Source organism: Levilinea saccharolytica, assembly GCF_001306035.1.
Taxonomy (GTDB): Bacteria; Chloroflexota; Anaerolineae; order Anaerolineales; family Anaerolineaceae; genus Levilinea; species Levilinea saccharolytica.
Window position 1 is genome coordinate 42,145 of record NZ_LGCM01000033.1, and the last position, 10,489, is coordinate 52,633.

Here is a 10,489-nt window from a genome sequence, read left to right on the forward strand (position 1 = left end):
TACCGGGAGATGCTGAATGTACACCATCGCCTTCTCAAATGAAAAAGGTGGCGTCGCCAAAACCACCACCACCGTGTCATTGGGAGCCTGCCTCGCGGAAGCGGGCCGAAAAGTCCTGGCGGTTGACCTGGATCCTCAGGCCAATCTCACCCTGGCTTTAGGTGTGGAGCCAACCCGTGTGGTCCACTCCACGGCCTCCATCCTTCTGCACGACCTGCCCTTGCGTCAGGCCATCCTGCCCAGCAGCGTCTCGAATCTGGACCTGATTCCCGGCTCCAGCGAAACCAGCCAATCAGAACGCTATCTGCCTGTCCGCGAACGCTACGAGTACCTCCTGCGTGACGCCTTTCAGCAAGCCGCGCTCCAATACGACTTCGTCCTCATGGACTGCCCGCCCGCCCTGGGGTCGGTCACTCTCAACGCGCTGGTCGCGTCCAATCTGCTGCTCATCCCTACCCAGGCCGAGTTTTTCTCGATTTACGCCCTCAAGAATTTGATGAATTGGGTCCGCCGCATCCGCAGCGAATATAACCCTCATTTGACTTACCGCCTGCTTTTAACCCTCTTCGACCGCCGCAACCGCATTCACCGTCTGCTCAGTGAGCAGCTCCGCTCCAATTTCAACAACGGTGTCCTAGAAACTGTGATCGAAGTGGATACCAAACTGCGCGAAAGCCCCATTGCGGGCGCCCCCATCATTTTCCACGCCCCCAAGAGCCGCGCCGCCGCCCAATACCGCGCCCTGGCCCAGGAGATTATTGCCTATGTCGAAAAAGCAAATCTACAGCCGGCTTGACGATTTCTTCACGAATCTGGAAGAAACCGCCATCCCCCAACCCGGCGAAATCTCCGCTGGCGAAACGGGCTGGCAGTTCCAGTGCGACCCCCAGGGCCGCCTGACCAGCTGCACCCCCCAGGTGACGGACTTTCTCGGTTACGCGCCCGATCAAATCATCGGCCGCCATCTCACCGAGCTGGCCCACCCCCACACCGCCGATTCGCTGCGCCACACCCTCAATAACGGCAGCACCCAGGCCGAGCTTCAAGGGAAATGGCAGCATACCCAGGGCAGCTGGGTCGAGGTCAGCATCCTTCTGGAACCGCTGAAAGATACCGACGGCGGCCTTTTGGGTTGGCGCGTCACCAACAGCGCCCTCCCCGCGTCGGCTGCGCCCGCCGCGGCGGCCCCCGTCCTTCCGGCCCCGCCCGAAAAAGCACCGGCCGCTCGCAAGAAACCGGCGCGCCCAGCCTCACCTCGTGCACAGGCCCCCGCCCAACCCATTTTTGAATCCACACCGGCCCCTGCTGCGCCGGCCTATCCGGTTCGCCCGCTGACGCTGGAGACCCCCTCCAAGCCGCTCACCTCTGCAGGGATGCGCAGTTTGCAGGAGTTTCAGCCCATCACCCAAAACGCCGCCGCCAACGCCCCCGCCGCACTGGCCGTTCCCTTCCGCCTCGGTGAACAGAACCGCGGCCTGCTCGAGATCGTCGATGAGCAGGACCAAAAACGCACCTGGACCGAAGATGAGCGCGCCCTGGTGCAGGAAGTGGCCAACCAGCTCGGCCTTGCCATTGAAAATGCCCAGCTGTACGCCGTCGTCCAGCAAGAATTGGCCCAAAAGGTTAAAGCAGAGCAAGAAACCCTCCGCCGCAACCGCGATCTGGCCGCCCTCAACCGTGTGGGTCAAGAGCTTTCGCGCCTTACCGATCAAGATGCCATCATCCAGACTCTGCACTCCACCATTGACCAACTGGCCAGCGCCGGCAATCTGATCATTGCAATTACTGACCCCCAAACCCGGCAGCTCTCCTTCCCGGTGCATTCCGTAGACGGTCAGCACCAAGATGAGCCGCCAGCCCCCATGGCAGCTCGTGTCTTTGAACATACCTTCACCACCCGCCGCCCGCTGGTTCTGCAAAGCGGTGTCGCGGCTTTCCTGGCCGAGCAGAATATCCCCCTGCCCGTCCCCACCCCAGCTTCTCTGGCGGCCATCCCCATGTTGGCTGCCGAGCGCGCCGTAGGCGGTATCCTCATTCAAAACTTTGAGACTGAAAACGCTTTCGCCGACAGCGACCTGGAACTGCTCTCCACCATTGCCTCACAAACCACCACCGCGCTGGAGAACGCCAACCTCTTCACAGAAATCCGCGGCGCCCTGGAAGCCATTGAAAACCGCGAACGTTACCAGGCAAACGTCACCCGCGCCGTCGCCTACCTGTCAGAGTCCGGCACGCGCTCATTGCCCGAAGTGCTTGAGGCCCTCGGTCAGGCCGCCCAATGCAGCCGTGTGTATTACGCCCAAATCCAGGAAGACCCCAGCGGCATGCACTGGCGCGCTGTGGCCGAATGGATCAATCCCGAAACGCCGACTTATTACGAGCGCGGTGCCAGCCAGCATCTTCCTACCGCCCTCTTCTCCCATTGGGCTGCAGCATTGCGCGAAAAGAGTATGCTGACCGCTACTCAAGCCGATTGTCCGCACCCAGAACTGGAATACCTCTCCAGCCAGCAAATCCAATCCACCCTGCTTCTGGCCGTCCCCGGCAAAACCGCCATTCCCTCCTTCATCGGCTTTGATCAGGTAGACCGTCCGCGCCGCTGGCTCAACGAGGAAATCTCAGTTCTGCGCGTCTCCACCGACGCCCTCGCCAACACCATCGTCCGCGAAGACCTGTTGGAACAGCTTCAGGTCTCCCTGGATGAAACCGAACACCTGTACAAAGCCAGCCACCGCCTGGCCCTGGCCAATGACATGCAGGAAATGGTCGCTGCCATCTCGATGGCCCTGCATACCCCCGTCATCAACCGCGTGGTTTTGGCCCTCTTTGAAGAAGACTCATCCGGCAACGTGGAGCATATTCGGGTGGCCGCCTCCTGGTACAGCAACCGCGGCGCGCCCCCGCCAGAAAATGGCACCGAATACGACCTCGCCATCTACGGCAAATTCCTGCGCACCTCCAACGCGGCCTTCATGGATGACATCAACCATCAGCCCATGGATGACATCCTCCGTGAGGAGTTGAAGCGCAATAACGTCCGCTCCCTGGCCATGCTCCCCCTGTGGGCTGGTAAACACCAGCTCGGCGCCATCCTCATGCTGTCCGAAGAGCGCCACCACTTCTCCGGTCTGGAAATTCGCTCGTACCCGCCGCTGGTCGACCAGATGGCCACTTCGGTGGAAAATGCCCGCCTCTTCCAGCAGACCCAGGAAGCCCTGGCCGAATCCGAACAGCTCTACAAGATTGCTTCTGGGATTGCTCAGGCCACCTCCACGGAAGACCTAATCACCCTCATTGCTGAAACTGTTCTCCCTGAGAATGCCGAACGTGTTTCCTTGACGGAGGTCTTCAACAACGAAGAGGGCGAGCCCATTGAGCTGTCCGTGGTCGGTTTCCATGACCGTCTGGAAAAATATCAACGCATGGGCATGCGTTTCTCGCACCAGGCCTTGCCTATTCTGCGCAAGCTGACCCAGGATGCGCTCATCATTGATGATGTAACCAACAGTCCCGTGCTGGATGACACCTCCCGCCGTACCCTGCTGCGTCTGGACATTCACGCGGTTATCATCGTTCCCCTGCGCTCTGCTGGCCGCTTGGTGGGTTTGCTCGACATCTCCTCTCGTCAACCCACCACCTTTAGCAAAGATGATGTCCAAATACTCCAGGTGGCAGGCGCCGGTATTGCCGTCGCCCTCGAAAGACAGCGCTTGCTCCAGGAAGCCCAGCGCCGCGCCCTCGAATTGCAGGCCGCTGCCGAAATCGCCCGCGACACCACCTCCACCCTCGCCCTGGATGCCCTCCTGGCGCGCATCGTGAACCTGGTCTGCCAGCGCTTCAATTACGAACACGCCTCCATCTTCTTGCTGGATGAATCGAGCAATTATGCGGTCGTCCGCGAGGCCACCGGTGAGGCCGGCGTTCAGATGAAGGCTTCCGGCCACCGTCATGCAGTTGGTTCGCGCTCCATTATTGGCAATGTCATGGCCAGCGGCGAGCCGGTCATCGTCAATGATGTCTTCAACAGCCTCATCCACGTTCCCAACCCGCTGCTGCCCAACACCCGTTCTGAAATCGGCCTGCCCCTGCGCATTGGCGACCGTGTTATGGGCGCCCTGGATATTCAATCCAACCACCAAAACGCCTTCGCCCCCAACGATGTCGCCGTGCTCCAAATTTTGGCCGACCAGATCGCCGTCGCCATCGACAACGCCCAGGCTTACGAATTGACTCAAAAAGCCATCTTGGAAATGCAGGAAGTGGATCGCCTCAAGAGCCAGTTCCTGGCCAACATGAGCCACGAACTGCGCACCCCGCTCAATTCCATCATCGGCTTCTCGCGCGTCATCCTCAAAGGCATTGACGGTCCCATCAATGATATTCAGACCCAGGACCTCACCGCCATTTACAACTCCGGTCAGCACCTCCTCAACCTCATCAACGACATCCTCGACCTCTCCAAGATCGAGGCGGGTAAGATGGAATTGTCCTTTGCCGATGTGGATCTCAATGACCTGGTTAATTCCGTCCTCTCCACCGCCATCGGCCTGGTCAAAGACAAACCCATCAAATTGCAGCATAACCTGCCTGTCAATTTGCCGCTCATCTACGCGGATCCCACTCGCGTGCGCCAGGTTCTGCTGAACCTGATCTCCAACGCTGCCAAATTTACCGATGAAGGCTCCATCACCGTTGAGCTTAGCACCGTCACCAGCCCCGAAGACCGCCCGGAAGTGATGGTTGCCGTCGTGGATACCGGTGCAGGCATCGCCGAAGAAGATACCGTCAAGCTCTTCCAGCCCTTCTCCCAGGTGGACGACTCCCCCACCCGCAAGACGGGTGGAACTGGCCTGGGCCTCTCCATCTGCCGCTCCTTCATCGAAATGCACGGCGGCCGCATCGGGTTGCTCCGCAGCGAAATCGGGGTTGGCTCCACCTTCTTCTTTACCCTCCCCATCCCTGTCAAAGAAATTCCCATTCCTGCGCCGGAAATCGACAGCGACGAAAAAGCCGTCATCTTGTCCATTGATGATGATGCCCAGGTCATCAGCCTGTACCAGCGCTATCTGTCGCCCCACGGCTATTCGGTCGTCCCCCTCACCGACCCCAAACAGGCCGTTGAGGAAGCCCGCAAAATTAAGCCGCTGGCCATCACCCTCGACATCATGATGCCCGAAAAAGACGGCTGGTCTGTGCTGCACGACCTCAAAAATGATCCAGAAACTCGCCAGATTCCGGTCATCATTTGCAGCATCCTGGAACAAGAGGAAAAAGGTTTCAGCCTCGGCGCCTCCGATTACCTCACTAAACCCTTCTTGCACGAAGACCTCATCGCTGCCATCAGCCGCCTCAACCGCGATGAAACCATACACAACATCCTCATCATTGATGATGACCCCGACGATCAGCGCCTGGTGCAGAAAATGTTGGAAGATTCGGGCAAATTCCAGCTGACCACCGCCAACAGCGGCGCATCCGGCTGGGATGCGATCCAACAGAACCGCCCCGACGCCGTGATCATGGATCTGTTCATGCCCGATATGGACGGCTTCACCCTACTCAGCAAACTGCGCTCTGACCCCGACCTGCGCTCTCTGCCCGTCCTGGTCATCTCCGGCGTGGACCTCACCGCTGAACAGCACGCCCAACTGGCTGAATTCGGCCAACAACTGCTCACCAAGGGTTACCTGCGCGAAAGCGAACTGCTGGATCATCTTGAAGGCGCGCTGCACAAGCTCCGCAGTACAAATCACGAAAAGGAGGCGTGACCTTTCCACAGGTCACTTCATCCATGATGCCTTTACCGTTTGACATCGAATGTCTGGATTGCGGTTACCGGTCAAATTACCACCCGACCCAGCCCACCTGCCCCATGTGCGGGTCAGCCTGGCGAGAGGTGCGCTATGATCTGCCCCAAATTGCCGCTGACTTGCCCAAAAAGTTGGCGCGCCGTCCGTTTGACCTGTGGCGCTACCGCGAGCTGCTCCCTGTTCAATCCCCCGACCCCAACCTGTACCTGGGCGAAGGTGGCACACCCCTGATTCACGCCCACAACCTGGGCATGATGTTGGGCAATAACAACATTTACATCAAAGACGAGCGCCAGGGTCCCACCACCTCCTTCAAAGACCGCCAGGCCGCTGTCACCATCGCAGCCCTCAAAGAAGCTGGCATCGCCGATCTTGTGGTCGCATCCACCGGCAACGTAGCGATCGCCTACTCCGCTTACGCCGCCCGCACCGGGATTAAGTGCTGGGCTTTCCTCACCAGCCTCGTGCCTGCCTCTAAAATGCGCGAAGTCGCCATCTACGGCACCCAGGTGGTCAAGGTCACCGGTTCGTACGACCAGACCAAAAAAGTGGCCTCGGAATTCGCGCAGCAGCACGATTTTTACCAGGATTCCGGCGCACGCTCCATCCCCTGCGTCGAGTCCATGAAAACTATTGCCTTTGAAATTGCCGAGCAGCTCGGCCAGCCTGACTCAACCGTTGTGGATGAAATCCCCTCCTTCAAAGCGCCTGATTGGTATATTCAGGCGGTCAGCGGCGGCATGGGCCCCATTGGCGTCATCAAAGGCTTCCAAGAAATGCTGGAGATGGGCTGGACGGACAAAATCCCTGCGGTGGCCATCATCCAAGCCGAGGGCTGCGCGCCGATGGTGCACGCCTGGAAACAGGATCGCGATCAGGCCTTGCCCGTCAAAAACCCGCAGACACTCATTGAAACCCTGGCCACCGGCGACCCTGGGCGCTCCTATACCCTGCTTCGTCAAAAAATGCTGGCCGCCTCCGGCGGGGCGATGGAATCCGTTACAGATGAAGAGGCCTTCCGCGCCATTCACCTCCTGGCCAAAATGGAAGGCATGTCGGTCGAGCCTGCCGCCGCGGTGGCCATCGCCGGGCTGATCAAGCTCATTCGCAATGGTCAAATCAAACCAGATGAAACCGTGGTCATCAACTGCACTGGCCACACCATGCCGGTAGAAAACAACATCCTGGGCGATAACTGGGCGCGCAACCTGGTCTTCCCCACCCAAAATGCCCCCGCGCAAAAACAAGAAGAAGGCCTTTTAGCTGCCCTCTCTCACGTAGCCAGCGATCGCTTCCCGCGCATCGCCATCGTGGATGACATGCCCGAAGTCCGCACCCTTGTCAAACGCATTTTGCAGTCACAGGGTGCATACACCCTCTTCGAAGCCAGCAACGGCCGAGAAGCCATCGAAATGATCCGCCGAGAACTGCCCAACCTGGTCATCCTGGATCTGATGATGCCAGAGGTGGACGGCTTCTCCGTTTTAGATACCCTCAAATCGCAGCCGGAAACTGCTGAAATCCCGGTCATCGTGGTCACCGCGAAAGAGCTAACCCCAGCAGAAAAAGAACGGCTAAAAGGGCGTATCCAATCCTTGATGCAAAAAGGCGATTTCATGAGTGACGAACTCTTGGACGAGGTTCGCACACTCCTCAATTAACCGAAACGACCCACCGCCCCGGACGTGCATCTCCGGCGCCAGTAAAGGAAGTGGATGAGCGCCTCTCTCCGCAAGATAGGCATCCAAGCTGCCTTAGCTTCAGCCATCTTTTCGGGATGTGCCCCCATTTTTGGGAAACAGGCCATCCTCTATGGCTTCTCGCCTCTGGCGGTCACGGCCATCCGCACCACCCTGGCGGCCGTTGCCCTGCTCATCCTCATGGCGGTCTTCAAGCGCAGCTACCTTTACATGTACCCCGTGGGGCTCATCGGCTGCGCCCTGGCTGGCTTTGTCAACGGCATCGGCTCTATCCTCTATTACTCCGCCATCTCCCGCCTGGATGCCTCCCTGGGTCACCTGTTGTATTCTTTCTACCCGCTTTTCATGGCTTTCTGGATGTTAGTGGACTTGCAACCCATCAGCCGCATCACCGCTCTGCGCCTGGTGGTGGCCTTGCCGGGGGTTTACTTGCTCATTTCCAACAGCAGCACCGGCGTGGATTTAATCGGCGCCGGAATGATGATCGGGTCTGCCGTCCTCTACGCCCTCCATATCCGCATCACCCAACGCATCCTTTTTGAAGCCCCCGCCCAATCCGTCACCCTCTACACCCTCATGGCCATGGGCCTCACGGTGCTGATTGCCTACCTGCTCTTTGACCGCAATCTGCCCGCCGCAGGTACCCCCTGGTGGCCGCTCATCGGCATGGCCTTCGTCACCTTTTTCTCCCGCTTCACCCTTTTCTTGGGGGTCAAACACCTGGGGGGCATACAAACAGCCCTCCTCGGCCTGGGAGAGCTGTTGGTCACTGTTGTTCTGGCGATGGTCTGGCTGGGTGAACGCCTGACCCCTCTGCAATGGCTGGGCGGCTTCATTCTGGTGGTCAGCTTGCTCATGGTCGGCTTCGACCGCCACCCCCCTGAGAAAAGGCGCAGCAGCGGACTGCTGGCCTGGCTGAATCCCTCTCCCCTCGGTAAAACTGACTTCCCCTGGCAGCCTCACCCCTAAGGGGTTTACACCACCGGGCTGATCAAATACCCCGCACCGCGCACGGTTTGGATGACTGCGCCCTGGCAAGGGGTCTCATCCAATTTCTGCCGCAGCCGGCTCACCATTGGACGCAAAATCACCGCAGCTTCTTCTTCTTCCACATGATAGCCGTGAACCTTGTAGACCAGATCCACATAGCTTAACACCGCGCCTTTGCTCTCCAAAAGCGCCCCCAGAAACCGGCTCTCGCTGGGGGTCAAATTGCGGCTTTCGTCTTCCCAATAAATCCGCTGCAATTTGGTGTTAACGGTCACGCTTTCGCACAGCACCCAGTTGGAGTCATCCCGCCGCCCATATTCCAACCGGGCTTCGGCCAATTCGATTTCCTGTGCGCTCTCTTCAAAAGCCCGCTGCACGCTGACCAAAATTTCTTCCATCGTCACCGGTTTGAGCATATAGTCGTGCAAACGCTGGCGCAGCGCCTCAACCGCCGTTTTTACCGTACCGTGAGCGGTAATGACGATGATCTTCATCCGCGGGTATTTTTCCAATACCCGCTGAATCAATTCCATCCCACCCATTCCCCCCATCTTAAGATCCACAATCAGCAGCGCAAATTCCTGCTGTTCCAAAACCGTCAGCGCGGCTTCGCCTGAGTTCACATCTGAAACCAGATACCCTTCCAATTTCAAGATTTTCGAAAAGGTCATCCGGATGACGTCGTCATCATCCACGATCATAATTCGCTTCTCAACCATTGGCCTAAGCCTCCTCTCGGGGCAAGGAGATTTCAAAGCGGGCGCCTGTTCTGTGAATGGGAGATACAATGCTTAGGCTCCCGTGATGATCTTGCACTATTTTATAACAAATTGACAAACCCAACCCTGTACCGGTCTCCTTGGTGCTGAAGAACGGCTCAAAAATCCGGGCCTTCATCTCCGCTGTCAGCCCATTACCCGAATCCTCCACCGCCAATTTCACCCACTCTTCGCCGGGAAAGATCTCCACCCAAATTTTGCGCTCCCCTTCGCGCTCTTGCAGCGCTTCCACCGCATTGACGATCAAATTAAAGATCACCTGCTGAATCTGATTGCGCATGATGCACACCGGCGGCAGGTCCTTGGGGCTGTCCAAAACCACAATTACGTTTTCCGTCTTCAAATGATGATCCAGCAAATCCAACACTTTGCCCACCAGCCGATCTAGAAACACCGCTTCTTTCTCACGGTTCGCCGGCCGGTAATAATCCATCATCGTCGCCACAATTCCCGCCAACCGGTCAAATTCCGATTTGGCCAGCTCGGAATACTGCGCCTGCTCTTCAGGCGACAAATCCGCGTGTGTGGCCAAATGCAGGCAGTTCCGAACGGCCTGCAGCGGGTTATTGATCTCATGTGCCACCGAAGCCATCAGCCGTCCAACTGCCGCCATCTTCTCTGATTGGATCAACGCCCGGTTTGAATCCTCCAAACGCACAATCGTCGTGCGCAGCTCTGTGTTCAGCTGTGAATTTTCCAACGCAATGGCTGCCTGGCGGGCCAAAATCCCAAAAAGTTCTTCATCCGCATCAGCAAAGGGCTTTAACCCCATCTCGCGGCCGGCAAAGAACAAATAGACATCTTCGCCGCGGGCCACAGAAGAAATCATCACCGACTGCAGCCGGTGTTCCTCTAACAGCATGGCCACATCCCCATCCACAAAACCCATCTGAAAACGAAGGTCAGCGCTGGGGATTCCCACCTGATCCATCAATTTATCGCCAAAGCCGCGCCCATCCCAGCGGATAAAATGCGGCCCAAAATCCGAAATCCGCTCAAATTTGGGCTGACCCGCCTGGCGCAAGAAAACCCCCGCGCGCGTGGCCTGCAGCAGGTCGTAAATGAAATCCAAAATTAACCGGCCTAGCCACCTGACACTTTAACAAAAGAATAGTTGATCGGCACCAGATCTCCACTAAAATAGGTTTTCCGGAAGCATTTTAGAAACGGAGTAAACCAATGCCGACCGACCTCCTTTATCATAACTGGT

Annotated in this window: 6 protein-coding genes; 4 read left to right on the forward strand and 2 right to left on the reverse strand. The window is 57.9% G+C overall.

Features of this window, described 5'->3' with window-relative positions; all coding sequences use genetic code 11:
* The first annotated feature begins 16 nt into the window (after positions 1 to 16).
* From ADN01_RS08920 to ADN01_RS08935, 4 genes are read left to right on the forward strand one after another with little or no spacing between them, the layout of a single operon-like run.
* Positions 17 to 796: a ParA family protein gene (locus tag ADN01_RS08920; protein WP_062418218.1), complete on the forward strand. Its 780-nt coding sequence runs from the start codon at positions 17 to 19 to the stop codon at positions 794 to 796.
* Positions 765 to 5,768 (forward strand): GAF domain-containing protein, encoded by a 5,004-nt coding sequence (locus ADN01_RS08925; RefSeq protein ID WP_062418217.1) that lies wholly within the window; start codon positions 765 to 767, stop codon positions 5,766 to 5,768. Before ADN01_RS08920 ends, ADN01_RS08925 begins: the two co-directional genes overlap by 32 nt.
* A 23-nt stretch (positions 5,769 to 5,791) precedes the next feature.
* Positions 5,792 to 7,471, forward strand: a complete 1,680-nt coding sequence (gene thrC, locus ADN01_RS08930) for a threonine synthase (protein ID WP_075071085.1) — start codon at positions 5,792 to 5,794, stop codon at positions 7,469 to 7,471.
* Positions 7,472 to 7,525: 54 nt separating this feature from the next.
* Positions 7,526 to 8,479 (forward strand): DMT family transporter, encoded by a 954-nt coding sequence (locus tag ADN01_RS08935; protein ID WP_062418216.1) that lies wholly within the window; start codon positions 7,526 to 7,528, stop codon positions 8,477 to 8,479.
* 5 nt (positions 8,480 to 8,484) lie between these two features.
* Here the strand turns inward: ADN01_RS08935 and ADN01_RS08940 are convergent, their stop codons facing one another.
* Together ADN01_RS08940 and ADN01_RS08945 are read right to left on the reverse strand one after the other, a co-directional pair.
* Positions 8,485 to 9,219: a response regulator transcription factor gene (locus tag ADN01_RS08940; RefSeq protein ID WP_062418215.1), complete on the reverse strand. Its 735-nt coding sequence runs from the start codon at positions 9,217 to 9,219 to the stop codon at positions 8,485 to 8,487.
* A 4-nt stretch (positions 9,220 to 9,223) separates the two neighbouring features.
* Positions 9,224 to 10,351 (reverse strand): sensor histidine kinase, encoded by a 1,128-nt coding sequence (locus ADN01_RS08945; RefSeq protein ID WP_062418214.1) that lies wholly within the window; start codon positions 10,349 to 10,351, stop codon positions 9,224 to 9,226.
* Positions 10,352 to 10,489: the final 138 nt, after the last annotated feature.

Bases quoted from the DNA above. Each gene is read 5' to 3' on its own strand.
- ADN01_RS08920 (WP_062418218.1), top strand. From the start codon at position 17: ATGTACACCATCGCCTTCTCAAATGAAAAAGGTGGCGTCGCCAAAACC.
- thrC (WP_075071085.1), top strand. From the start codon at position 5,792: ATGATGCCTTTACCGTTTGACATCGAATGTCTGGATTGCGGTTACCGG.
- ADN01_RS08925 (WP_062418217.1), top strand. From the start codon at position 765: ATGTCGAAAAAGCAAATCTACAGCCGGCTTGACGATTTCTTCACGAAT.
- ADN01_RS08935 (WP_062418216.1), top strand. From the start codon at position 7,526: ATGAGCGCCTCTCTCCGCAAGATAGGCATCCAAGCTGCCTTAGCTTCA.
- ADN01_RS08940 (WP_062418215.1), bottom strand. From the start codon at position 9,219: ATGGTTGAGAAGCGAATTATGATCGTGGATGATGACGACGTCATCCGG.